This is a genomic window from Sphingomonas sp. 320_CC (genome assembly GCF_059691795.1).
The window spans coordinates 843,673-867,088 of the sequence record NZ_JCAWAE010000003.1 but is presented as its reverse complement, the minus strand read 5'-3'; the positions used below and the strand labels follow the sequence as shown (position 1 = coordinate 867,088).

Genomic DNA, 23,416 nt, shown 5'->3' with positions numbered 1-23,416 from the left:
CAAAGCATGAACGTACCAAGCGGCCTGCGCGCTCGATCACGACGATATGCCCGCATGACGCGGTCGATCGAGCCCGCTACACCAACCTTATGATCCGCCTCGCCTTTCTCGCGCTTGCCGCAATGTCCACGTCCGCCGTGGCGCAAACGCCTGCTTCGCCGCCGCCCAAGCTGCTGACTTGGCCCGACCTGACCAAGCGGCCGAAACCGGTGCCCGATGCGACCGTCGACTATGGCACTGACCCGATGCAGAAGATCGACGTCTGGCTTCCTAAGGGCAAGACCAAGGGGCCGTTCCCCGTGGTCGTGATGGTCCATGGCGGCTGCTGGACGACGAGCATCGCCGATCGCAGCCTGATGAACTGGATCGCCGACGACCTGCGGAACACCGGCGTCGCGGTCTGGAACATCGACTATCGCGGCGTCGACCGCACCGGCGGCGGCTATCCCGGTACGTTTGCGGATGCTGCAAAGGCTACCGACCAACTCAAGGTCAGCGCCAAGACGTTCAACCTAGATACGCGCCACGTTCTAGCGATTGGCCACTCAGCCGGCGGCCACCTTGCGCTCTGGCTCGCCGCCCGCGCGAAGCTTCCCACGACGAACCCCCTCTACACCGCGCACCCACTCCGCATCCACCATGTCATCAGCCTCGGCGGCCTGCCCGATCTCGAAGCCACCGCGACTAACGCCGACAATGGCTGCGGCACCGAAGTCGTCGCGAAACTGGTCAGCACGCCCACGCCGCAGCATCCGGACGTCTACGCCGACACCTCGGTCGCGCGCCTCCTGCCGCTCGGGGTAAAGCAGGACCTCGTCAACGGCCGCGAGGACAGGATCATCCCCTTCGTCATGGCGACCGACTATATCGCCAAGGCCAGGGCGGCCGGTGACACCGCCACGCTCCACACCATCCCCGCGACCGGCCATGTCGAACTGATCGCGCCGGAAACGCCTGCCTGGGCCGAGGCCAAACGCCTGATCCTGTCCTATTTCGGAAAGAGCCAGTGACCCTCGAAGACGCCCGCGCACTCGACGCGACCGATCCGCTCGCCGCCTACCGCGACAAGTTCGCGCTCCCCGAGGACGTGATCTACCTCAACGGTAATTCGCTCGGCGCCCTGCCCGAGGCCACGCCCGCAGCGCTCGCCGACGTCGCGACGCGCCAATGGGGCGACCGCCTAATCCGAAGCTGGAACGAAGGTTGGATCGAGGCTCCCCAACGGATCGGTGCGAAGATCGCGCCGCTGATCGGCGCGGGCGAGGACGAGGTGATCATCGGCGACACCACCTCGACGCACCTTTTCAAGGCGTTGGTTGCCGGGCTGCGCAGCAATCCGAAGCGTTACACGGTCTTGAGCGAGGCCGGTAACTTCCCCACCGACCTGCACATCGCTGAGGGTGCAGTCGCCTGCGTCCCCGGCGCACGGCTCAAAGTGGTGGCCCGCGAAGACCTCGCCGCCGCGCTCGACGAAGACACCGCGGTCCTCCTCCTCACCCACGTTCACTACAAGACCAGCGACCGCTTCGACATGGCCGCCTGGACTGCCCGCGCGCACGATGCCGGCGCGTTGATGCTCTGGGATCTGAGCCACAGCGTCGGTGCGGTCCCGATCGAGCTCAACGGCGCGAACGCCGATCTCGCCGTCGGCTGCACGTACAAATACCTCAACGGCGGCCCCGGCGCGCCTGCGTTCCTCTACGTCGCCAAGCGCTGGCAGGACACGCTCGCCAGCCCGCTATCCGGCTGGATGGGCCACGCCGCGCCGTTCGCGTTCGAGGATGCCTACCGTCCCGCCCCCGGCATAAAACGCTGGCTCGCCGGCACTCCCGCGATGCTCTCGACCGCAGCACTGGAAACCGCGCTCGACCTCTGGGCCGACATCGACCAGCACGCCGTCGCCACCAAGAGCGCGCAACTGTTCGACATCCTCGCCGCAGCCGGCGACGCGCTAGGCCTCGACTGCGTCAGCCCCCGTGATCCCGCCAAACGCGGCAGCCACATCAGCTTTCGCCACCCGCACGCTTACGCCTTGACCCAAGCCCTCATAGCTAGAGGCGTTATCGGTGACTTCCGCGACCCCGACATCCTCCGGCTGGGGCTGACGCCGCTATATCTCAGCCATGAAGACGTCTGGCGCGCAGGCGAGATATTGCGGGATACGGTGGAGACCGAAAGCTGGCGCGATCCGGCATATTCGCAACGGCTCGCCGTGACCTGAGCACGCTTGACGGCATATCCCACTTAATCGATAGTGATTAGCTCGATCACGGGAGACTGTCCATGAAGTGGGTTGTTAGTGGCGCTATCGCGTTGTCCCTCGCCGGATGCAGCAAGGCTCCCGAAAGTAGCGCCGGGGAGCCCGACATCGCCGGCAACTCTGTCGCCGGGGTGGCATTCGACTACAGCTATGACCTGACGCTACCCTCGTCCCGGATCCCGGATCTTCAGGAGGAACATGCGCGGGCCTGCGAACGGCTCGGGCCAACGCGCTGCCGGATAACGGGATTGCGCTACACGGTTGGGCAGCAAGGCGACGTCAGCGCAAGCCTGTCGGTCAAGATCGCCGCCCCCCTGGCGCGCGCCTTTGGCCGGGCCGGGGTGAAGCAAGCGGAGAGCGTGGGCGCAACGCTGACGGGGGCGGATATCAGCGGAACCGATGTCGCCACCGCCGCCGCGGCGACAGCGACCGAACGGACCGACGTCGCTGCCGAACGCGCCCGGATCGACCGCGAACTGGCCCGTGCCGATCTGGCCCCGCGCGAACGTGCCGAACTCCGCCAGCAACAGGCGGTCGCGCAAGGCCAAGCCACGGCGGCGGCCGCGACGGCATCCGAACAGCGCGAAAGTCTCGCCAACACGCCGATGTCGTTCGACTATACGACCGGCCGCGGGACCGGCCTGGTCGACCGTCTGCAAGATGCTGGCGACACTGCGCTCGGCTCGATCGGCTTGACCGTCACGGCGCTGCTATGGGTGCTGGCAGCGCTTGGCCCGCCACTGGTGGTGGCCTTGCTGGCCTTCCTGGTTTGGCGGCGTTGGATCCAGCGTTGGTGGACGGACTTGATGACGCGCATAGATCGTCGGACCGGCCGACCGCTCGCGACTGCCCACGACACGCCGTCCCCGCCCTTGCGATGACATCGGGCAGTATTCCGGGGGCAGTCATGCGCCGCGATTGCACCCCCCGCACCCTTCGCCTATAGGCGCGGCCTATTCCGGCCTCGGCTTCGCGAACGATCTCGCGTAGGCTGGGGCCGCTCGATTTTCATCGCTCGATTTCCAGGGGACCGCGCATGGCTCGCCGCCGCCAGATCTACGAAGGCAAGGCCAAGATCCTCTACGAGGGTCCCGAGCCGGGCACGCTGATCCAGTATTTCAAGGACGACGCGACCGCGTTCAATGCCCAGAAAAAGGGCACGATCAACGGCAAGGGCGTTCTCAACAACCGGATTTCCGAGCACATCTTCACGCTGCTCGATCATATCGGCGTGCCGACGCACTTCATCCGCCGGCTCAACATGCGCGAGCAGCTGATCCGCCAGGTCGAGATCGTCCCGATCGAAGTCGTCGTGCGCAACGTCGCCGCGGGCTCGATCTCGACGCGTCTCGGGATCGAGGAGGGCACCAAGCTGCCCCGCACGATCATCGAATATTACTACAAGGACGATGCGCTCGGCGATCCGATGATCTCCGACGAACACATCGCCGCGTTCGGCTGGGCGAGCCAGGAGGAGATGCACGACATCGCCGACCTCGCGATCCGCGTGAACGATTTCCTGTGCGGGCTGTTCGCCGGCGTCGGCATCCGCTTGGTCGACTTCAAGCTCGAATTCGGCCGCATCTTCGACAACGACTTCGGTCGCATCATCCTCGCGGACGAGATCAGCCCCGATGGCTGCCGCTTGTGGGACATGGAAACCAACGAGAAGATGGACAAGGATCGCTTCCGTCGCGATCTCGGTGGTGAAGTCGAAGCGTATCAAGAGGTCGCACGCCGTCTCGGCCTGCTGCCCGAGGGTGCCGACAACGCCGTCCTCGACCTCGAAAAGCATCGCAAGAACCGGGGCAAGTAAATGAAACTCAAGGTTTTCGTGACATTGAAGCCTGGCGTGCTCGATCCGCAGGGCCGGGCGATCCACCACGCGCTCGGCAGCCTCGGCTTTGACGGCGTGCACGACGTCCGCCAGGGCAAGCTGATCGAACTGGAAGTCGCCGACGACACCGACGACGCGACGATCGACGGCATGTGCCGCAAGCTGCTCGCCAACACGGTAATCGAGAATTACCGGGTCGAGCGCGCATGAAGACCGCCGTCATCGTCTTTCCGGGTTCCAACTGCGACCGCGACATCGCCGTCGCGCTGGAGGCGGTGACCGGCGTCAAGCCGCTGATGGTCTGGCACGGTGATGCGGACTTGCCGGCGGATGTCGGCTTGGTCGCGGTCCCCGGTGGCTTCTCGTATGGCGACTACCTGCGCTCGGGCGCGATTGCGGCACGGTCGCCGATCATGCGCGCGGTCGTCGAGCAGGCTGGCAAGGGCTTGCCCGTGCTTGGTGTCTGCAACGGCTTCCAGGTGTTGACCGAGGCGGGTCTGCTTCCCGGTGCGCTGATGCGCAACGAGGGGCTGAACTTCGTCTGCCGCGACGTCGCGCTGACCGTCGAGACGGCGAGCTCGACGTTCACGTCGGGCTATTCCGCGGGTGAACGCGTGTCCTTCCCGGTCGCACACCATGACGGCAATTACTTCGCCGACACCGAGACACTCGACCGCCTCGAAGGCGAAGGCCGCGTCGCCTTCCGCTATGCCGAGAGCGTCAACGGTTCTGCGCGCAACATCGCGGGTTTGTTGAACGACAAGGGCAACGTGCTCGGCATGATGCCGCATCCGGAGCGTCGGATCGAGGCGGCGCACGGTGGCACCGATGGCCGTCGTTTGTTCGAAGGCCTGCTGGAAGCCGTCAGCGCGTAACCTCCGTTACCTGAACCCGTTTCGTTATTGAACGCTGAAACACGCCCCCCCCGGCGAAGGCCGGGGCCCAGTTGGGACACGTTGCTGGCGACGGTCGCGCTCCATTATTGCAACCTTTCCAACTGGACCCCGGCCTTCGCCGGGGAGGGGGAATGTTTACGTTGCCGGCGCTAAACCCTGGTCCGGAATGGCGAGAAGTCCGTCCCGCGGTCGTACACATCCACACCCTCGCGCCGCTTCAGCCACCCCACCGCCACATACGTAAGCGGCGTCAGCAACACCTCCCACGACACCTTCAGCAAGAACTGGCTGACCATCACCATCAGCATCGCCTCCACCGGCCAATCAGGTGCGCCGTAGAAGGCGAGCGGGTAGAAGATCAGGCTGTCGAACGCCTGCCCCACGACCGTGCTGCCGATCGTCCGCGTCCACAGCATCCGCCCCTGCGTCCAGATCTTCATCCGCGCGAGCACGAAGCTGTTGGCAAATTCTCCCACCCAGAACGCGCAGATCGACGCGAACACGATCCGCGGCACCTGTCCGAACACGGACTCATACGCCGCCTGCCCCGTCCACCCGGCATCGGGCGGCAGCGCGACGACGACCGTGGACATGAACACCATGAACAACATCGCGCCGAACCCCGCCCAGATGCAGCGCCGCGCATACGCATAGCCGTAGACCTCGGTCAGGACGTCGCCGATCACATAGCTGACCGGAAAGAACAGGATGCCCGCGCCGAACGGCCACGCGCCGATGAACGGCAGGTCGATCACCGCGCGCTTGCCCGCCCCGATCACGTTCGACAGCAGCAGGATCGTGACGAACGCCGCCATCACGAAATCGAAATAGCGAAACTGCGCGCCGCCGACCGCGCTCGCGTCCACCGGTTCGAGCCCGGGCGCCTGATCCGTTCCAATTTCCATGCCCGGCGTTATGATCGAGGTTCCAAGCCCGCACAATCCGCGCTAGTCGTCGCCGCAGCGCGCGCCCGTAGCTCAGCTGGATAGAGCAAGGAGCTTCTACCTCCTCGGTCGGGGGTTCGAACCCCTCCGGGCGCGCCAACTCGCAAGTCGCTCTCGCCGTGCTTTAGGCACCCATGGGACCTCGCGCATGAGTGCAAGGCTAGACGCGGATGATATCGATACCACAGTTTTGGTAGCGCCTGTGAGGCTTTCTGTACGCAGTTATCGGCTGCCGGACACCGCCTTCCCATATTTTAATTGTGCGATTAATCGGTCGCGTTTACTTGAATCGTCGTTACGTCTGGGACGGGTCACCGACGTGACGTCAGGATTGGGGACTTGACGCTGACGCTGCGCAGCATACGGTACCGCTAACAAAAACGGAGGGGATAACATCGTGAAGATCGCATTCACGTCGGCGGGGGCTTTGCCCGTCGACTGGGAACAGGCGGCGTTGCTCGGTCGTATCGACCTTGGCGACGGTCCGACGCCCGTGATCGTTCGCGATGGCCGCGTGTATGACATGTCCGCCGTCGCGCCGACAGTCGCCGATTTGGTCGCGGGTGGGGATTTCGATACCGATGCCGGCGCCGATCTCGGTGCCCTCGGCGACTTGAACCTGACGCCAGCGGCCGATGGCAAGACCCGTCTGCTCAGCCCGATCGATCTCCATGTCGTCAAGGCATCGGGCGTTACCTTCGCCGTATCCGCGCTCGAACGCGTGATCGAGGAGCGCGCACGTGGCGACGCGTCCGCGGCGACCGCGGTCCGTGCCCGCCTCGAAGAGCGCGTCGGCGGCAGCATTCGCTCGGTCGTCCCTGGCTCGCCCGAAGCCGCTGCGCTGAAGGCCGCGCTGATCGAAGACGGCATGTGGTCGCAGTATCTCGAGGTCGCGATCGGCCCCGATGCGGAGATCTTCACCAAGGGTCCGACGCTGTCGACGATCGGCTGGGGTGGCGAAATCGGTATCCGCTCCGACTCCACCTGGAACAATCCCGAACCCGAAGTCGTGCTCGTCGTCGACCGCAACGGCCGCACGGTCGGCGCGGCGCTCGGCAACGACGTCAATCTGCGCGATTTTGAGGGGCGGTCGGCGCTCCTGCTCGGCAAGGCCAAGGACAACAACGCGTCCTGCTCGATCGGGCCGTTCATCCGGCTGTTCGACGAGAATTTCGGCATGGACGACGTCCGCGCGGCACAGATCGCGCTGACGATCGAAGGCGCCGACGGCTACCGGCTCGACGGCAGCAGTTCGATGGACCAGATCAGCCGCGATCCCGAGGAACTCGTTCGCCAGGCGATGAGCGAGCATCAATATCCCGACGGCTTCGTGCTGTTCCTCGGCACACTGTTCGCACCGACGCAGGACCGCGACGAGCCCGGCCGCGGCTTCACGCATGCGGTCGGCGACGTCGTCACGATCTCGAACCCGAAGCTCGGCGCGCTGGTCAATCCGGTGACGACGTCGAAGGATGCGGCGCCGTGGAATTACGGGATCGGCGACCTGATGCGCAATCTCGCGAGCCGGGGGCTGCTCGGCCATACCAAGAATCAAGGGGCGTAAGCGCGTGTTGCAGAAGACCGAAATGGCCGACCAGACGGCGATCTATCCTAGCCTGAAGGGCAAGCGCGTCCTGATCACCGGCGGCGCGTCGGGGATCGGCGCCGGTCTGGTCGAGGCGTTCGCGCGTCAGGGGGCGCATGTCGCGTTCGTCGATATGGCCAAAGACGCCGCGGAGGCGCTGATCGAGACGCTGACGCCCGACGTCGCGACCGCACCGATATTCCTGCCGCTCGACCTGCGTGACGTCGATGCGCTGAAGACGACCGTCGCGACGATCGAGGACCGGCTGGGCGGGATCGACGTGCTGATCAACAATGCCGCGAACGACGATCGCCACACGATCGAAGAGATCACGCCCGCTTATTGGGACGAGCGGATGGCGACCAATTTGCGCCACCTGTTCTTCGCAGGGCAAGCCGTGGTGCCGTCGATGAAGCGCGCAGGCGGTGGCGTGATCCTCAATTTCGGCTCGATCTCGTGGCATCTCGCGCTGCCCGAACTGCTGATCTACCAGACGGCCAAGGCCGGCATCGAGGGTATGACCCGCGCGATGGCGCGCGATCTGGGTGGTGACGGCATCCGCGTCAACACGATCGTCCCGGGCAACGTCGAGACGCCGCGCCAGCTCAAATGGTACACGCCCGAGGGTGAGGCCGAGATCATCGCGGCGCAGTGTCTGAAAACGCGCGTGCAGCCTGCGGACGTCGCGGCGCTGGTGCTGTTCCTCGCGTCGGACGATGCGCGGATGTGCACCGGTCACGATTATTTCGTCGATGCCGGGTGGCGTTGAGATGAGCCGCGCGGTTCCCGCCGAAACGACCGCGGAAAGCATCTGCGACGTCGGCGCGACGCTCGGCGAGGGCCCGATCTGGATCGCGCGTGACGCCGCGCTCTGGTTCGTCGACATCAAGTCGCCGTGCGTGCACCGGTTCGATCCGGCGACGGGAGCGCTCGACACCTGGAAGGCGCCAGACCAGATCGGCTGGATCATTCCGGCAGACGATGGCGGGTTTCTCGCCGGCGTCCGTGGCGCGCTCCACCGGTTCGATCCGGCGACCGGCGCATTCGACGAGATTGCGGTCGTTCACGCCGAAACTCCCGGCAATCGCCTGAACGATGCCGCGCGCGATCCCACCGGGCGCGTATGGTTCGGGACGATGGATAACGCTGAGTCCGAGGACACCGGCCACGTCTATCACTGGCATGACGGTGAACTAACCAAGACGGAGATCCCGCCCGTCGCGATCACCAATGGCCCAGCGATCTCGCCCGACGGCCGCACGCTGTATGCGGTCGACACGCTCGGCAAGCGGATCGACGCCTACCCGATCGACGCGGACGGTAATGTCGGCGAGCCACGGCTTTTCCTGACGATCGGCCCCGACGATGGTCACCCCGACGGGGCGATCTGCGATTCCGAAGGTGGCGTCTGGGTCGGGTTCTTCGGCGGCTGGGCGGCACGCCGGTTCGCGCCAGACGGCACTTGCACGGACATTGTCCGCTTCCCCGTCGCGAACATCACCAAGATCGCGCTCGGTGGGCCCGACGGTCGCACCGCCTATGCGACGACCGCCGCGAAAGGCCTCGACGACGAGGCGCTCGCAGCCCAGCCGCTCGCCGGAAACCTGTTCACCTTCCGCGTCGCCATTCCCGGCGTCCCGGTCGAACCCGTCACACTTTAGTGCAACCCATTTCACGACACCCCATTCACGATAAGCGTCGCCGTTAGAGCGCCGTCACGGAGAGGAAAACCAATGACTATAGCGGCAGAATCCGCGCCCCAAGTGAACCGAGCCCTGATTGCGATGATCGTCATCGTCGCGACCATTGGCGGGTTCATGTTCGGCTATGACTCGGGCGTCATCAACGGTACGCAGGCGGGGCTCGAGAGCACGTTCGCGCTGTCGTCGCTCGGCACCGGCTTCACCGTCGGCGCGATCCTGATCGGCTCGTCGGTCGGCGCGTTCATGGCCGGGCGGCTTGCCGACAACCTTGGCCGCCGCAACGTCATGATGATCGCCGCGGTGCTCTTCATCGTCAGCGCACTCGCGGCAGGTGCGGCAACGTCGGCCACGATGTTCGTGCTCGCGCGCATCGTCGGCGGCCTCGGCATCGGCGCCGCCAGCGTGCTCGCCCCGGTCTACATCTCCGAAGTCGTTCCCGCGAACGTCCGCGGCCGGCTTTCGAGCGTGCAGCAGATCATGATCATCACCGGGCTGACCGGCGCGTTCGTCGCCAACTGGTATCTCGCGCGCATCGCCGGATCGTCGACCGCGTTGTTCTGGCTCGATTACCCGGCATGGCGCTGGATGTTCTGGATGCAGGTCATCCCCGCCGCGATCTATCTCGCGACGCTGTTCCTGATCCCCGAAAGCCCGCGCTTCCTGGTGCTCAAGGGCCGTTACGACGAGGCGCAGGTCGTTCTCACGCGCCTGTTCGGTGCCGCCGAGGCCACGCGCAAGGTCGCCGAGATCCGCGGCTCGCTGTCGGTCGACGCGCACCGTCCCAAGCTGTCCGACCTGATCGACAAGGCGAGCGGCAAGATTCGCCCGATCGTCTGGACCGGCATCGGCCTGGCGATCTTCCAGCAGTTCGTCGGCATCAACATCGTGTTCTACTACGGCTCGGTGCTGTGGCAGTCGGTCGGCTTCAGCGAGAGCGATGCACTGCTGATCAACATCCTGTCGGGCTCGCTGTCGATCATCGCCTGCCTGCTCACCGTCGCGCTGGTCGACAAGGTCGGCCGCAAGCCGCTCCTGCTGATCGGTTCGGCCGGCATGACCGTCGCGCTGTCGATCGTCGCGATCTGCTTCGCCAGCGGCGCGATCGTCGAGGGTTCGCTGCACCTGTCGGATCGCAACGGCCTGATCGCACTGATCGCAGCCAATGCGTATGTCGTGTTCTTCAACTTGAGCTGGGGCCCGATCATGTGGGTGATGCTCGGCGAGATGTTCCCAACGCAGATCCGCGGTTCGGGTCTGGCGGTCGCGGGCTTTGCGCAGTGGTTCGCCAACTTCGCGATCTCGGTGAGCTTCCCCACGATGGCGATCTCGCTCGGTCTGTCGCTCACCTACGGCTTCTACGCACTGTCCGCGTTCGTCTCGTTCTTCTTCGTCTGGAAGATGGTTTCGGAAACGCGTGGCCGCGAGCTGGAAGACATGGTGGGGTAATACCGACCACCGGACCACGGGTTGGGTCGCGGTCCGGTTAGGTCCGATGGCTCATGCAGAAGTTGGACTTGGCCTGTATTAAGTCAGACAGCCAACGACCTCCCTCCAATAGCACTACCCCGGCGGAGGCCGGGGCCCAGTTGGCAAGGCGGAAGTAACGGCGGACCTTCCTCCGTTAGCAACGTCCCCCAACTGGGCCCCGGCCTCCGCCGGGGAGGCGCTTTTTGGGGGACGACTTCGGTTCATGATACCGCGTTTCGAGACGCTTGGCCGCCTCCCTCGGTCAATCCAGCGGAGGCGCGAAACCAGATTGGCTGAGCCCTGCGCATTGATCGCAAGGCTCGGCCATATGCATTCTTGGCGCGGAAGATGATCAGTCGCTTAAAGATGGGGTGAGACACCAAGCCCCACCCTCAGACGTCAGGCCTCAGGCTCAGTGGTTATGTCGAGGCGTCTTCGCTGAAATCCCACGATACTTTACCGCGAAATCGAGCACGCCGCCTTCGGCAAGCTGCCCGGTCTTCTCGCGGTAGAGTTCCTCCCACGGCGTATTGCTCTCAGGCACCGGTGGCAGCCCCTCGCCCTTTCGCCGCGCAATCTCGTCGGCCTCGACCAACGCATCGCAGGTCCCAGCGACCAGATCGATCCGGACCACATCGCCCGTCCGAATCCACGATAACCCGCCGCCGACAGCGCTCTCAGGCGACACGTTCAGGATCGAAGGACTGTCCGACGTCCCGGACTGGCGCCCGTCGCCGAGCGTCGGCAGCGCGAGCACGCCGCGCTGGATCAGCGCGTCGGGCGGCTGCATGTTGACGACTTCCGCCGAGCCGGGCCACCCGATCGGCCCGGCGCCGCGGATCACCAGGATGCAGCCCTCGTCGATCTCCAGCGCAGGATCGTTAATGCGGTGATGATAATCGTCCGAGCCCTCGAACACGATCGCCCGCGCCTCGAACCGATCCTCGGCCCCCGGAGTCGAGAGATAGCGCGTGCGGAACGCCGGCGAGATCACCGACGTCTTCATGATCCCGAAATCGAACAGATTGCCCTTCAGCACCAGGAAGCCGGCGCGCTCCATCATCGGCGCGTCGAACGGCTTGATCATCTCGCGGTCGCGCGTCTCACGCCCGGCGATGTTCTCGCCGATCGACCGCCCCGTGACGGTCAGGCAGCTCGTGTCGAGCTTCCCGCCGGCAATCAGTTCGTGCAGCACCGCGGGCACGCCGCCCGCCCGGTGGAACCGCTCGCCGAGATACTTGCCCGCCGGCTGCATGTTGACCAGCAACGGCAGATCGTAGCCGTGATCCGACCAGTCCTCTGGATACAGCGTGACGCCGGCGTGCTGCGCCATCGCCATGATGTGCGGCTGCGCGTTGCTCGACCCGCCGATCGCGCTGACCACGCGGATCGCGTTCAAGAAGCTCTCGCGCGTGAGAATCTTCGAGGGGCGCAGATCCTCATACGCCATCTCGACGATCCGGCGGCCGGTCTCGTACGCCATCTGCCCGCGCTCGCGGTACGGCGCAGGGATCGCCGCGCAACCCGTCAACGACAGCCCGAGCGCCTCGGCGACCGCGTTCATCGTCGAGGCCGTGCCCATCGTGTTGCAATGCCCGGCGGACGGCGCACTGTCGGTGGCGCGGTTGAGGAATTCCTCCTCGTCGATCTCACCCGCGGCGAGCTTGCGCCGGCTGCGCCAGATAACCGTCCCCGAACCGACCAGCTCGCCGTCATGCCAGCCATCGAGCATCGGTCCGCCCGACAGCACGATCGCGGGGATATCGACGGTCGACGCCGCCATGATGCCCGACGGCGTGGTCTTGTCGCAACCGGTGGTCAGCACGACCGCGTCGATCGGATAGCCATACAGCGTCTCGACCAGCCCCAAATACGCCAGGTTGCGGTCGAGTGCCGCGGTCGGCCGCCGGCAATTCTCGAAGATAGGATGGACCGGGAACTCCATCGCGATGCCGCCCGCATCACGAATCCCGTCCCGCGTCCGCTTGGCGAGTTCCAGATGGATGCGGTTGCACGGCGACAGGTCGCTGCCCGACTGCGCGATGCCGATGATCGGCCGGCCCGAGCGCAGTTCCGCCGGGGTCAGCCCGTAATTCATGAAGCGTTCGAGATAGAGCGCGGTCATGTCCGAGCGGGCGGGATCGGCGAACCAGTCGCGCGATCGGAACGGCTTCACCGGTACACGGTCCACTGCAAACTCTCCTGAACGCGGTCGATTATCTGATGGGAGCGCTACCGCGAGGGTCGTCGGTCGGTCAAGCGCCTGCAAACACTATAAGTGAACGCGCGACGGTGGTCGGCGACGCGGCGCAGCGTCCGACTGACGGCGGACCAGCGTGTAATCGAGCACGACATGGCCGTTCGCATCCTTGCCGCCGCTGCGACGATTGAAGATCGCCGATACGAGCAGTTCGACCGCCGCGCGCGACATGTCGGCGATCGGCTGGTGGATGGTTGTCAGTTCGGGCCAGATCGTCGTCGCAAGCGCGCTGTCGTCGAACCCGCACACCGTCAGGTCGCCCGGCACGTCCAGACCGCGGCGATGCGCGACCGCGACGGTCGCCGCCGCCATGTCGTCGTTGCTGGCGAAGATCGCGGTGGGTGCATCCTTCGCGTCGAGCAATTGCTCGGCACCGTCGAGCCCGGAGCGATAGGTAAACAGGCCGCCCACCACCAGCGACTCGTCTGGCGCCAGACCGGCATCGGCAATCGCCGCGAGATACCCCTCGTGACGAAGCCGGCTCGCGGTCTGGTTCGGGTTGCCGATGATGAACCCAATCCGCGAATGACCCAGCTTAACAAGGTGTTCGGTCATCGCGCGGGCAGCTTCGAAATCGTCGATCGTGACCGCAGCCGACCCATCCGGCGGCGATCCGGTCGCGACGACGACGGTCGGCACGCCGGCTTCCGTCAGCACGTCGAGCACCGCGCGCGAATCGCACAGCGGCGGCGGCAGGATCACGCCGTCGATCCCGCTTTCGATCATGTGCCGCGCAACCTCGATCTCATGGTCGCCGATGTCGCATTTCTCGACGATCAACTGGACGTCGCTGCGGCTCGCCTGTTCCAGGCTGCCGACCAGGAACTCGCTCAGATACGCCGCGCTCGGATTGCTGTAGAGCAGGCCGATCCGCATCTGCCCGCCGCCGGCCAGGCTGCGCGCGGCGCGGTTAGGTGCGTATCGCAGCGTATCGATTGCGACATTGACCGCCTCGCGCGTCGCCTCCCGGACCTTCGCTTCCCCGTTGATGACGCGCGAGACGGTCATCGGTGAGACGCCTGCGAGAACCGCGACGTCGGAAATGGTGGGTGCGCCGCTTCTGCGGCCCGAAGTGTTGCGCGGCTTGCGCGTGGCGAGGCTCATGCCGCGCTTTTTAGCAGGTGATTGCCATATTATCAGCATGTAATCTGAGTTACCGTGGTCGTATATTCAGAGAACATCGCGCCGCCGCCGTTCGCTCTTGCGTGTTATCGCTCCCAAGATTAGTCGGACAATCGGTTTTGCCTTACCGGGCAGCAAGCACATATGGGACGGACGGGGAGTGCGCGTGCGATACAATCTGATCCGTACACTCTACCCAAGCCATGGCCTCGGTGTCACATTGCCGTCCGCGACTGCTGCTACGCACTGGAACATGGTTCGCCTTCGCACCACATTGAAGAATGTGCCGAGAGTGATAGCGCGACCTTTGTGGCCTCGGCGCATCTTGGCCGACGACTTCCCGACGCACCGCCGTTCCGGTTGGCGCGTCCCTCGATTTGATTTGGAGAACTGACATGGACGGTACCTTCCCGATCGGCGCGCGCGCCGTAGACAGCGACGTCACCTTCCTCGCGATCGACCCGTCGACCGATGCGAAGATCGAACCGGCCTTTGCCGTTTCGAGCGAAGAAGACGTTGCGGAAGCCTGCAAGCTCGCCGAAGCAGCGTTCGACATTTTCCGCGAAACCGACCCCGAAACGCGTGCGAAATTCCTCGAGACGATCGCCGACGAGATCGAGGCTATCCACGATCCGCTCGTCGCCCGCGCTATCCAGGAAAGCGGCCTGCCCCGCCCACGCCTCGAAGGCGAGCGCGGTCGCACCACCGGTCAGCTCCGCCTGTTCGCCAAGCATCTCCGCGCCGGCACCTGGGCCTCGGTCGTCATCGACGAAGCACAGCCCGATCGTAAGCCCGCTCCCCGCTCCGACCTTCGCCAGCGCCGCATCGCGGTCGGCCCGGTCGCGGTGTTCGGTGCATCCAACTTCCCGCTCGCCTTCTCGGTTGCTGGCGGCGACACCGCCTCCGCACTCGCCGCCGGCTGCCCGGTCGTGGTCAAGGGTCACCCCGCGCATCCCGGCACGTCGGTGATGGTCGGCAAGGCGATCCAGGCCGCGGTCGCCAAGTGCGGCCTGCCCGAGGGCGTGTTCTCGCTGGTCCAGGGTCCCGCGAACGAACTCGGCGCCGCACTCGTCAAGGATGCGCGCATCAAGGCGGTTGGCTTCACCGGTTCGCGCGGCGGTGGCTTGGCCCTGGTGGCACTCGCCGCAGCCCGCCCCGAGCCGATCCCGGTCTATGCCGAGATGAGCAGCGTCAACCCCGTAATCCTGTTCCCCGCGGCTCTCGCGGCGCGCGGCGAAGCGCTCGGCAAGGCCTATGTTGGCTCGCTGACGATGGGCTCGGGCCAGTTCTGCACCAACCCCGGAATCGTCGTCGCGGTCGATGGTCCAGACCTCGACACCTTCGTCGAAGCCGCCGCTGCCGCCCTTGGCGAGGCTGCGCCACAGGTCATGCTGACCCCCGGCATCCATGCCAGCTACGACAAGGGCGTCGCCGCGCTCGCCGGTCACGATGCGGTCGAGACGCTCGCTCGCGGCACCGAGGCCGAGGGCGCAAACCGCGGTCGTGCGGCTTTGTTCTCGACCACCGGCAAGGCGTTCGTCGCCGACCCTGCGCTGTCGCATGAAGTGTTCGGTGCGGCCTCGATCATCGTCCGCTGCGCCGACCTCGCCGAGGTCCGCCAGGTTCTCGAACAGGTCGAGGGCCAGCTGACGATCACGCTGCAGATCGACGAGGGTGATTATGCCGACGCTGCGACGCTGGTGCCGGTGCTCGAGCGCAAGGCCGGTCGCATCCTCGCGAACGGCTGGCCGACGGGCGTCGAGGTTGCGCCGGCGATGGTGCATGGCGGGCCTTTCCCCGCGACGTCGGACCCGCGCACGACCTCGGTCGGTACGGCTGCGATCGAGCGCTTCCTGCGCCCGGTCTGCTACCAGGACCTGCCCGACGCGTTGCTCCCCAAGGCGGTCAAGCACGACAACCCGTTGGGCCTGCCTCGCACCGAGGGCTGATCGGGTTATGGAGATGAGGAAGGGGGTGCTCTCGCATGGCAGCCCCCTCCTCCTTGTTCTCCCGCGAAGGCGGGAGCCCAGTCTGGGTCCACGCCTTCGCGGGGAAACATGCTTGGGGTCGAATGCCTGTTACTGGCCACCACCCCGGCTTACCGATCACCACCCCGGCGAAGGCCGGGGCCCAGTTGGAGAGGTTGTCGTAACGAAGGGTAACGCTCCGTTAGCAACGTCCCCCAGCTGGGCCCCGGCCTTCGCCGGGGTGGTGTTAGAAGGGTATGGCGAGATGTCTGTACGATCCGCCCCCCCTCCCCACGCCCCCCCCTAATCATTGACACGCGCGCGCGCGATACTCACTAGTCCGGCATGACAACGCCTGACTCGTCGCGCACCATTTCCCTGCCCGCAGACCTCGGCAGCTACATCGACGAATTGACCGGCGGAGGGCATGGCGACGCCGCCGCCATCGTCCGCACCGCGCTCCAGCAGATGCGCGACCGCGACGCCGCCTCGGCCGCACCAGCGGAAATCCTGATCGGCGGCGGCGAATGCGGGATGCTCGTCCGCCAGCGCGACTGGAGCGCGACCTCGCTCGGACCGATCGACTCGTGGCCCGCCGAACTCCGCGTCACGCTCGCCAACATCCTCAACTCGCCCGTCGCCAAGGTCGTAATGTGGGGCCCTGAGCACATCATGCTCTACAACGACAGCTACCGCGCCGTCGCAGGAGACCGCCACCCCGCCGCACTCGGCAGCCCGGTCGCGACCGCGTTCCCCGAAGTGTGGGACTGGAACCGCGCGGTCCTCGAAACAGGCCTGCGCGGCGAGACCGTCGCCTACCGTGACCAGCCGATCCCGTTCCAGCGCCCCGAAGGCCTCGAGACGCTGACGCTCGACCTGTTCTACACGCCCGTCTATTGCGCCGGTGGCACAGTCGGCGGCGTCCTGTGCACGATGGTCGACAATAGCGGCCGCGTCGAAGCCGAGCACCGCCTAGCCGCCAGCGAAGCCGAACTGCGCCGCGTCACCGACGCCGTTCCGATGCTGATCTCGTACATCGATCGCGACCACGTCTACCGTCTCGCCAACGCGCAATATGACGAATGGCTCGGCGTCGCGCCCGAGTCGATGATCGGCAAGTCCGTTCGCGACGTGCTCGGCGACGCGGTCTACCAAGATCGCCGCCCGTCGTTCGAGCGTGCGCTCGCCGGCGAGAGCTTCATCGCGCAGACCGTCTTCCCGCACCGCGACGGCCGTCCGCGCCGCTCCGAATTCCGCTATGTTCCGCATGTCCAAGCGGACGGCGCGGTCGCCGGTATCTACGTGCTCGGCATCGACGTCGAGGACCGTGCCGAACGCGAGGCCGCACTCGGCATCAGCAACGGCCGCTTCCGCACCGCGATGGACGCGGTCCACGGCGTGCTCTGGACCAACAGCCCGGACGGCCGGATGATTGGCGAGCAACCCGGCTGGGCCACGCTCACCGGCCAGTCGATCGACGAATACCAGAATTTTGGCTGGGCCGACGCGATCCACCCCGACGACGTCGCATCGACGATCAAGGCGTGGACCGCCGCGGTCCTGAACAAGTCGATGTTCGTGTTCGAACATCGCGTCCGTCGGCATTGCGGCGCATGGCGCACGTTCGCCGTACGCAGCCTGCCGATCCTCGATTCAGGCGGCGAAGTCATCGAATGGGTCGGCGTCCACACCGACATCACGCATCAGCGCGCAGCCGAGGCCGCCTTGCGCGAACAGGCCGAAGCGCTCGCCCGCCAGGTCCGCCACCGCGAGCGCGCCGAAGATCAGCTCCGGCAGCTCAACGAGACGCTGGAAGCGCGCGTGATCGCCGAGATCGGCGAACGCCGCGAGGCCGAAGCCAAGCTCGCGCAATCGCAGAAGATGGAGACCGTCGGCAAGCTCACCGGCGGCGTCGCGCACGACTTCAACAATCTCCTCCAGGTCGTATCGGGCAATCTCCAGTTGCTCGGCAAGAACCTCGCCGGCAACGAGCGTGCGGAACGCTGGGTCGCCAACGCGATGGCTGGCGTCACACGCGGCTCGAAACTCGCCTCGCAATTGCTCGCATTCGGGCGTCGCCAGGCGCTGGAGCCCAAGGTCGTCAACGTCACGCGGTTCGTGCGTGGGATGGACGACATGCTGCGCCGCGCGATCGGCGAAGGCGTCGAGATCGAGACGGTGGTCGGCGGCGGCCTCTGGAACACCTTCATCGACCCCGCGCAGATCGAGAACGCGCTGCTCAACCTCGCGATCAACGCGCGCGACGCGATGGACGGCCAGGGCAAGCTCACCATCGAACTCGGCAACGCGCATCTCGACGACGCCTATGCCCGCAGCCACGAGGAGGTCGAAGCCGGGCAGTACGTCCTGCTCGCAGTGTCCGACACCGGCAGCGGCATGAGCCCGGAAATCATCGAGAAGGTCTTCGAACCGTTCTTCTCGACCAAGAGCGAAGGCAAGGGCTCGGGCCTCGGCCTGTCGATGGTCTACGGCTTCGTCAAACAGTCCGGCGGCCATGTGAAGATTTATTCTGAGGTCGGCGAAGGCACCACGATCAAGCTTTATCTGCCGCGTGCGATGGAGAGCGAGGATTTCGAGGTCATCGCCGATGCGGGGCCGATCTGCGGCGGCACGGAAACGGTGCTGGTGGTCGAGGACGACGACGAGGTTCGCACCACCGTGGTCGAGCTGCTGACCGACCTCGGCTACAGCGTCCTGAAGTCGGTCGACGCGGCCAGTGCGCTCAACGTGGTTGAGAGCGGCGTGCCGATCGATATCCTGTTCACCGACGTGGTGATGCCCGGAACCCTCAAAAGTCCGGAACTCGCGCGCAAGGCGAAGGAGCGGCTGCCCAATCTCGTGGTGCTGTTCACGTCGGGCTATACCGAGAACTCGATCGTGCACGGCGGCAAGCTCGATGCCGGCGTCGACCTGTTGTCGAAGCCGTATTCGCGCGAGGCGCTGGCACGGAAATTCCGCGACGTGCTGGCCAATCGGCAGCGCGGCGACTCGCCTGCCGCCAAGGTCGCGCGCGATGCGCGGATCGAGGCGGAGCGACGGCTCGACGCGTCGGCACGGCGCACCGTCCTGCTGGTCGAGGACGACGAGATGATCCGCGCGAATACTGCCGAAATGCTGCAGGGCAGCGGCTTCGTGGTGGTGGATGCCGCCAGTGCGGAGGATGCGATGACCGCGCTTCAGACCGTGCCGATCGACGCGCTGGTGACCGACATCAACCTCCCCGGCGTCTCTGGACCGGACTTCGCCCGCACCGCGCGCGCGCTGCGGCCGGGTGTGGGGATCGTCTTCGCGAGCGGGGACACCGCGTCGGTTGAGGGCGATACGGATGCGATCATGCTGGAGAAGCCGTACGGGCTCGATGCGCTGACGGCGGCGGTGCTGGCATCGTTGGGTGAGACGGCGCTGGCGGAACCGCTTGCGGCGGAACGGGTGGACTCGGCGGAGTAAGCCGGTCGCAATTGAACGATCCTCCCCCGCCAGGGGGAGGTGGCAGGCACTTGCCTGACCGAGGGGGCGGCGGTGCAACCGATGTTCCGTGTCCTCCCCCTCCGTCACCTTCGGCGACACCTCCCCCTGGCGGGGGAGGATCACTCGATACGGATCTCGGCTTTCGCGAGCCTCTTCGAAACTAGGCTACGCGCCGCGGCAATGCCGCGTCGTCGGACGGGGCTTTTGGCCCCGCCGGCCGGGCGTGATGCCGGATCCACGCCGGAGCTTTCGCTCCGGCTTGGGCATCACGCCGCAAATTGATTCATCGTATTATGCGCTCCCCCAGCCTTCAGAGCCGCGTCACCTGCAAAATACTCCTTATGGTCATCGCCAAGATCGGAGCCCGACATGTTCTGGTGCTTCACGCAGGCAATGCCCTCACGGATTTCCTTGCGCTGGACCCCCTTCACATAACCGAGCATCCCCGCATCGCCGAAATACTCTTTCGCGAGATTGTCGGTCGAAAGCGCCGCCGTGTGATACGTCGGCAGCGTGATCAGATGGTGGAAGATCCCCGCCCGCTTCGCCGAATCCGCCTGGAAAGTGCGGATGCGTTCGTCGGCTTCGTCCGCGAGCGTCGTGCCGTCGTAATCGACGCTCATCAGCCGCGCGCGATCATAGGCGGAGACGTCCTCACCCGCCACCGACCAGGCATCGAACACCTGCTGGCGAAAGTTCAGCGTCCAGTTGAAGCTCGGCGAGTTGTTGTAGACGAGCTTTGCGTTCGGCACGACCTCGCGGATGCGATCCACCATGCCGGCGATCTGTTCGATGTGCGGCTTCTCGGTCTCGATCCACAGCAGGTCCGCGCCGTTCTGTAGCGACGCGATGCAGTCCATCACGCAGCGATCCTCGCCGGTCCCCGCACGGAACTGGAACAGGTTCGACGGCAGGCGCTTGGGACGGAGCAGCTTGCCGTCGCGGTTGAGGATGACGTCGCCGTTCTGCGCGGTCGTCGGGTCGATCTCCTCGCAATCGAGGTACGAGTTATACTGGTCGCCCAGGTCTCCCGCTTCCTCGCTGACCGCGATCTGCTTGGTGAGGCCAGCGCCGAGCGAGTCGGTGCGCGTGACGATGATGCCGTCCTCGACGCCGAGTTCGAGGAACGCGTAGCGGCAGGCGCGGACCTTCGCGAGGAAGTCCTCGTGCGGCACGGTGACCTTGCCGTCCTGGTGGCCGCACTGCTTCTCGTCGCTGACCTGGTTCTCGATCTGGAGCGCGCAGGCCCCCGCCTCGATCATCTTCCGCGCGAGCAGATACGTCGCTTCCGCATTGCCGAAACCCGCATCGATGTCGGCGATGATCGGCACGACGTGCGTCTGGTGGTTCTCGATCGCGTTGAGCAGGCGCTGTTCCTCGATCGCGTTGCCCGATGCGCGGGCGGCGTCGACGTCGCGGAACATCATGCCGAGTTCGCGTGCATCGGCTTGGCGGAGGAAGGTGTAGAGCTCCTCGATCAATGCGGGGACGCTGGTCTTCTCGTGCATCGACTGGTCGGGCAGCGGGCCGAACTCGCTCCGCATCGCCGCGACCATCCAACCGGAGAGGTAGAGATAGCGGCGGTCGGTGGTGCCGAAATGCTTTTTGATGCTGATAATTTTCTGCTGCGCGATGAACCCGTGCCAGCAGCCGAGCGACTGGGTGTAGTGCGCCGGATCGGCATCATAGGCCGCCATGTCCTTGCGCATGATCGCCGCGGTATAGCGCGCGATGTCGAGGCCGGTAGTGAACCGGTTCTGCAACCGCATCCGCGCGACGGACTCGGGCGAGATCGCGTCCCACGTTCCGTTCTGGTCGGCGATGAGGTTGGTCAACTGGGCGATGTGGGTCTGGTAGGTCACGGGCGATCCTCGTCTGCTGCGATGATCGACGTGTAGGTATATTTACATGGTTAAGTGGCCAAATCGCCCCGAGATTGGCGTGCGCGTGTAACGAACGCCGCTTCCCGAATGTGACGATGTAAACTTCGTGACACAAGGCGGATTCGGCGCGGCGTCGAATGTCCTGATCGATATCAAGTCTTGCAAATTCAAGACCAAGGCGGCGGAACATAGGTCTTCGGACACTGTTGGAAGGACTTCGCAGCCAGGAGACGGTGATGACTGAAAGCGATCCAAGAGATGATGCTCCACTAAGCACGTCCAAGCGAAGCGACGCCGTAGCGGACGCTACGCAGCACCTTGCGGACGGCAAGGGCAGCAGCATCGTTGCCCGTGCGGTTACGATCAATCGCCCGGTCGGCGAACTGTTCGCCTATTTCCGCGATTTCGCGAACCTTCCGACCTTCATGGAGAATGTCGAGCGTATCGACGTCCTCGACCAGCGCCGCTCGCATTGGGTGGTCAGGGGTCCAGCGGGCAAATCCTATGAATGGACGTCGGCGATTACCGACGAAGCGCAGGACAGCTTCATCGCATGGTCGTCGGAGGATGGCGCCGATGTGCCTAACAGCGGCCGCGTCGAGTTTCGGGATGCGGGCGCGCGCGGCACGGTGGTCGTTGCGACCATCCTGTACGATCCGCCGGGTGGCGTGATCGGCAAGTTGATCGCCAAAATGTTCCAGCGCGAGCCTGCGATTCAGGCCCGCCGGGACCTGCGCCGTTTCAAGCAGTTGATGGAAACCGGCGAGATCGCGACTGCCGCGATGAACCGCAAGCAGCATGAAGAGGAACTCGCCTGATGCGCGCTCTGGCATGGCACGGTAAGCACGACGTCCGCGTCGATACCGTCGACGATCCCGAAATCGTCAACCAGCGCGACTGCATCATCAAGGTCACCGCGACCGCGATCTGCGGTTCCGACCTTCATCTGTACGACGGCTATATCCCGACGATGCAGGCCGGCGACATCCTCGGCCACGAGTTCATGGGCGAAGTCGTCGAGGTCGGCGCCAAGTCGACGCTGAAGAAGGGCCAGAAGGTCGTCGTCCCGTTCACGATCGCCTGCGGCAGCTGCTACCACTGCGGCAAGCATCAGTATTCGGCGTGTGACAACGGCCTCCCCGCCGACAACCAGGACATCGCGCAGGAAATCTACGGCCAGCCCATGTCCGGGCTGTTCGGCTACAGTCACATGACCGGCGGTTATGCCGGCGGACAGGCGGAATATGTCCGCGTGCCGTTCAGCGACGTAGGGCCGATTGTCATTCCCGACGGCGTCGAGGACGAGAAGGTGTTGTTCCTTTCCGACATCCTGCCGACCGGCTGGATGGCGGCAGAGAATGCGCAGATCGAACCCGGTGACACGGTCGCGGTCTGGGGCTGCGGCCCGGTCGGGCTGTTTGCTGTCCAGTCGGCCTTCCTGATGGGCGCCGAACGCGTCATCGCGATCGACCACTTCCCCCACCGGCTGGAGCTTGCCAAGAAGTTCGGCGCCGAGACGATCAACTATGAGGAAAGCGCGGTCTACGAGGCGCTGATGGTGATGACCGGCGGGATCGGTCCCGACGCCGTCATCGACAGTGTTGGGCTCGAGGCACACGGCTTCTTCGTCGACAACGTCGTCGATCAGATCAAGGCGTCGACATTCCTCGGCACCGATCGGACGCATTCGATCCGCCAGGCGATCATCGCGTGTCGCAAGGGCGGGCGGGTGTCGATGCCTGCGGTGTACGGCGGGTTCGTCGACAAGTTCCCGCTCGGTGCCTTCATGGAGAAGGGGCTGACGCTCAAGACCGGCCAGACGCACGTCCAGCATTACATGCCCGCGCTGCTCAACGCGATCATGGAGGGCAAGATCGACACCACCTTCCTGATCTCGCACCGCATGGACCTGGAGGACGCCCCCAAGGGCTATGACATGTTCAAGAACAACCAGAACGAAGTGACCAAGGTCGTGCTCAAGCCCGGCTTTAATTGAGGATATC

The 23,416-nt window shown here is 65.2% G+C and carries 18 protein-coding genes and 1 tRNA gene; 15 read left to right on the top strand and 4 right to left on the bottom strand.

Annotated features, from left to right (window positions below):
- Positions 1-89: 89 nt before the first annotated feature.
- From AC59GX_RS15555 to purQ, 6 genes are all read left to right on the top strand, one after another.
- Positions 90-1,010, top strand: a complete 921-nt coding sequence (locus tag AC59GX_RS15555) for an alpha/beta hydrolase family protein (protein WP_426281880.1) — start codon at positions 90-92, stop codon at positions 1,008-1,010.
- The gene (gene kynU, locus AC59GX_RS15550) at positions 1,007-2,221 is read left to right on the top strand and encodes a kynureninase (RefSeq protein WP_497302045.1); all 1,215 of its coding nucleotides are present in this window, start codon (positions 1,007-1,009) and stop codon (positions 2,219-2,221) included. Before AC59GX_RS15555 ends, kynU begins: the two co-directional genes overlap by 4 nt.
- A gap of 62 nt (positions 2,222-2,283) precedes the next feature.
- Positions 2,284-3,141, top strand: a complete 858-nt coding sequence (locus tag AC59GX_RS15545) for a hypothetical protein (RefSeq protein WP_426281878.1) — start codon at positions 2,284-2,286, stop codon at positions 3,139-3,141.
- A gap of 155 nt (positions 3,142-3,296) precedes the next feature.
- Positions 3,297-4,076, top strand: coding sequence for a phosphoribosylaminoimidazolesuccinocarboxamide synthase (purC, locus tag AC59GX_RS15540; RefSeq protein WP_056050712.1), 780 nt, complete (start codon positions 3,297-3,299; stop codon positions 4,074-4,076).
- Positions 4,077-4,307: a phosphoribosylformylglycinamidine synthase subunit PurS gene (purS, locus tag AC59GX_RS15535; protein ID WP_056482414.1), complete on the top strand. Its 231-nt coding sequence runs from the start codon at positions 4,077-4,079 to the stop codon at positions 4,305-4,307.
- Positions 4,304-4,972 carry a phosphoribosylformylglycinamidine synthase subunit PurQ gene (gene purQ / locus AC59GX_RS15530; protein WP_056482417.1) on the top strand — a complete coding sequence of 223 codons (669 nt, stop codon included), beginning with the start codon at positions 4,304-4,306 and terminating at the stop codon, positions 4,970-4,972. Before purS ends, purQ begins: the two co-directional genes overlap by 4 nt.
- Positions 4,973-5,142: 170 nt before the next feature.
- Here purQ and AC59GX_RS15525 read toward each other — a convergent pair whose 3' ends face one another.
- On the bottom strand, positions 5,143-5,898 hold the full coding sequence (locus AC59GX_RS15525; RefSeq protein WP_426281877.1) for a queuosine precursor transporter: 756 nt from the start codon (positions 5,896-5,898) through the stop codon (positions 5,143-5,145).
- A 61-nt stretch (positions 5,899-5,959) separates the two neighbouring features.
- Here AC59GX_RS15525 and AC59GX_RS15520 point away from each other — a divergent pair.
- The 5 genes from AC59GX_RS15520 (at position 5,960) to AC59GX_RS15500 (ending at position 10,671) form a co-directional block, all read left to right on the top strand.
- Positions 5,960-6,036 (top strand) — tRNA-Arg (locus AC59GX_RS15520).
- Positions 6,037-6,331: 295 nt separating this feature from the next.
- Positions 6,332-7,501, top strand: coding sequence for a fumarylacetoacetate hydrolase family protein (locus tag AC59GX_RS15515; RefSeq protein ID WP_497302056.1), 1,170 nt, complete (start codon positions 6,332-6,334; stop codon positions 7,499-7,501).
- 22 nt (positions 7,502-7,523) lie between these two features.
- Positions 7,524-8,291, top strand: coding sequence for a D-xylose 1-dehydrogenase (xylB, locus tag AC59GX_RS15510; RefSeq protein ID WP_426282427.1), 768 nt, complete (start codon positions 7,524-7,526; stop codon positions 8,289-8,291).
- Positions 8,275-9,183: an SMP-30/gluconolactonase/LRE family protein gene (locus AC59GX_RS15505; RefSeq protein WP_426281876.1), complete on the top strand. Its 909-nt coding sequence runs from the start codon at positions 8,275-8,277 to the stop codon at positions 9,181-9,183. The genes xylB and AC59GX_RS15505 overlap by 17 nt, the downstream gene beginning before the upstream one ends.
- Positions 9,184-9,255: 72 nt before the next feature.
- A complete protein-coding gene (locus AC59GX_RS15500) occupies positions 9,256-10,671 on the top strand; it encodes a sugar porter family MFS transporter (RefSeq protein ID WP_426281875.1) in 1,416 nt (471 codons plus the stop codon).
- Between the two features lie 433 nt (positions 10,672-11,104).
- Here the strand turns inward: AC59GX_RS15500 and AC59GX_RS15495 are convergent, their stop codons facing one another.
- Together AC59GX_RS15495 and AC59GX_RS15490 are read right to left on the bottom strand one after the other, a co-directional pair.
- The gene (locus tag AC59GX_RS15495) at positions 11,105-12,883 is read right to left on the bottom strand and encodes an IlvD/Edd family dehydratase (RefSeq protein WP_426281873.1); all 1,779 of its coding nucleotides are present in this window, start codon (positions 12,881-12,883) and stop codon (positions 11,105-11,107) included.
- A gap of 81 nt (positions 12,884-12,964) precedes the next feature.
- Positions 12,965-14,056 carry a LacI family DNA-binding transcriptional regulator gene (locus AC59GX_RS15490; RefSeq protein ID WP_426281872.1) on the bottom strand — a complete coding sequence of 364 codons (1,092 nt, stop codon included), beginning with the start codon at positions 14,054-14,056 and terminating at the stop codon, positions 12,965-12,967.
- 413 nt (positions 14,057-14,469) lie between these two features.
- Between AC59GX_RS15490 and AC59GX_RS15485 the strand changes: the two genes are divergently transcribed.
- Both AC59GX_RS15485 and AC59GX_RS15480 read left to right on the top strand, forming a co-directional pair.
- Complete coding sequence (locus AC59GX_RS15485; protein WP_426281871.1) at positions 14,470-16,023, top strand: aldehyde dehydrogenase (NADP(+)); 1,554 nt, start codon at positions 14,470-14,472, stop codon at positions 16,021-16,023.
- A 363-nt stretch (positions 16,024-16,386) separates the two neighbouring features.
- Positions 16,387-19,509, top strand: a complete 3,123-nt coding sequence (locus tag AC59GX_RS15480; RefSeq protein ID WP_426284202.1) for a PAS domain-containing protein — start codon at positions 16,387-16,389, stop codon at positions 19,507-19,509.
- A gap of 287 nt (positions 19,510-19,796) precedes the next feature.
- Here AC59GX_RS15480 and AC59GX_RS15475 read toward each other — a convergent pair whose 3' ends face one another.
- A complete protein-coding gene (locus tag AC59GX_RS15475) occupies positions 19,797-21,392 on the bottom strand; it encodes an isocitrate lyase (RefSeq protein ID WP_497302044.1) in 1,596 nt (531 codons plus the stop codon).
- A gap of 257 nt (positions 21,393-21,649) precedes the next feature.
- Here AC59GX_RS15475 and AC59GX_RS15470 point away from each other — a divergent pair, with 257 nt between their 5' ends.
- Positions 21,650-22,231, top strand: a complete 582-nt coding sequence (locus AC59GX_RS15470) for an SRPBCC family protein (protein ID WP_426284205.1) — start codon at positions 21,650-21,652, stop codon at positions 22,229-22,231.
- Complete coding sequence (locus tag AC59GX_RS15465; protein WP_426284206.1) at positions 22,231-23,409, top strand: zinc-dependent alcohol dehydrogenase; 1,179 nt, start codon at positions 22,231-22,233, stop codon at positions 23,407-23,409. Before AC59GX_RS15470 ends, AC59GX_RS15465 begins: the two co-directional genes overlap by 1 nt.
- Positions 23,410-23,416 lie beyond the last annotated feature (7 nt).

Coding starts and splice junctions, on each gene's coding strand:
- AC59GX_RS15555 (WP_426281880.1), top strand. CDS start 90: ATGATCCGCCTCGCCTTTCTCGCGCTTGCCGCAATGTCCACGTCCGCC.
- AC59GX_RS15545 (WP_426281878.1), top strand. CDS start 2,284: ATGAAGTGGGTTGTTAGTGGCGCTATCGCGTTGTCCCTCGCCGGATGC.
- purC (WP_056050712.1), top strand. CDS start 3,297: ATGGCTCGCCGCCGCCAGATCTACGAAGGCAAGGCCAAGATCCTCTAC.
- purS (WP_056482414.1), top strand. CDS start 4,077: ATGAAACTCAAGGTTTTCGTGACATTGAAGCCTGGCGTGCTCGATCCG.
- purQ (WP_056482417.1), top strand. CDS start 4,304: ATGAAGACCGCCGTCATCGTCTTTCCGGGTTCCAACTGCGACCGCGAC.
- AC59GX_RS15525 (WP_426281877.1), bottom strand. CDS start 5,898: ATGGAAATTGGAACGGATCAGGCGCCCGGGCTCGAACCGGTGGACGCG.
- xylB (WP_426282427.1), top strand. CDS start 7,524: ATGGCCGACCAGACGGCGATCTATCCTAGCCTGAAGGGCAAGCGCGTC.
- AC59GX_RS15505 (WP_426281876.1), top strand. CDS start 8,275: ATGCCGGGTGGCGTTGAGATGAGCCGCGCGGTTCCCGCCGAAACGACC.
- AC59GX_RS15500 (WP_426281875.1), top strand. CDS start 9,256: ATGACTATAGCGGCAGAATCCGCGCCCCAAGTGAACCGAGCCCTGATT.
- AC59GX_RS15490 (WP_426281872.1), bottom strand. CDS start 14,056: ATGAGCCTCGCCACGCGCAAGCCGCGCAACACTTCGGGCCGCAGAAGC.
- AC59GX_RS15485 (WP_426281871.1), top strand. CDS start 14,470: ATGGACGGTACCTTCCCGATCGGCGCGCGCGCCGTAGACAGCGACGTC.
- AC59GX_RS15480 (WP_426284202.1), top strand. CDS start 16,387: ATGACAACGCCTGACTCGTCGCGCACCATTTCCCTGCCCGCAGACCTC.
- AC59GX_RS15470 (WP_426284205.1), top strand. CDS start 21,650: ATGACTGAAAGCGATCCAAGAGATGATGCTCCACTAAGCACGTCCAAG.
- AC59GX_RS15465 (WP_426284206.1), top strand. CDS start 22,231: ATGCGCGCTCTGGCATGGCACGGTAAGCACGACGTCCGCGTCGATACC.